Raw genomic sequence first — 988 nt, 5'->3', positions numbered from 1 at the left:
GCAGGCACATCATCGACATGTTCCTGGCGCACCAACGCTGTTTGCTGAGTTTTCTTACGAACCGCAGGCACCGGGTTTGAGACCAACTGATCCCCTGCCTTCAACGGCACAACCGGCACCGTCTTGATCGGCGTCGCCGCACTGCCCACCAGCAACGGCTTCACCACCTCGGCATGCGGCTCCAACCTGGGCATCACCAGCTTTTTAGCCAGCAACTCCAACAAATCCCGCGTCCGTCCAGACTTGATATGCCCCAGCACCTGCGTACCCAGGCGCACCGCCACACCCATTCCCGCCGTTGCCCAAATCAGCAGCAGGTTGATCAATACCTCGCCAGTGATCTCCCCCATCAACTCATTCATTTCTTGCGGCGCCAGCATGCGCATCCAGCTGACCATCGCCGACACATAAATGAACAGCAGTGGCTCATCGCTAAGCACCAGCAGGCCGTTGGCGATCGCGTCGTTGCCGAGCTTCAGCAGCTCATCAAGTTCGGTTTGGGAGATGTAGTGCAGCAACTTCTCGCTGTTGGGCTTGATGTCCGCCAACAGGTCATACAACTGCGTGATGTTGTCCCAAAGCCCGTAAAACGCTTTGCCCATGCCACTGAGAAACGCCGCTTCCAGCATCCTGCGCCGGTCCAGCGGGGTAGCGTCCGTATAGTTTTTCCACTGCGCCTTAAACGTGCTGTTCCATTCGTCGCGCAGGCGCGCTTCCAGCTCCGCGATCACCGACTGATAAGACGCATACAGCGCCTTGACGTGATCCTTGGAAACGTTGGGGTAGAAACTGATTCGGTACTGCTGGTTGCGATCACACTCGGTGATTTCGAGAATGCCGCTGGGGCCGATGGTCTTGTGGATCGGCTCGCCCAATGGCCCGCCGTTGGGGTCGACGCGTTGCAGTATCACCGGCGTGTCACCGATGGGCACAAACCGCGCGCTCTGGAACATGTGCACCAGGGTCAATGTGCCGTTGGCCTGGCAGG

1 pseudogene is annotated in these 988 nt (G+C 58.6%); it reads right to left on the bottom strand.

Features of this window, described 5'->3' with window-relative positions:
* A pseudogene (locus ACI77I_RS32020) lies at window positions 1–988 on the bottom strand (type IV secretion protein Rhs); the annotation flags it as partial.

The organism is Pseudomonas sp. D47 (assembly GCF_045447305.1).
GTDB lineage: Bacteria > Pseudomonadota > Gammaproteobacteria > Pseudomonadales > Pseudomonadaceae > Aquipseudomonas.
This window is presented reverse-complemented; position numbering and strand designations above follow the sequence as displayed.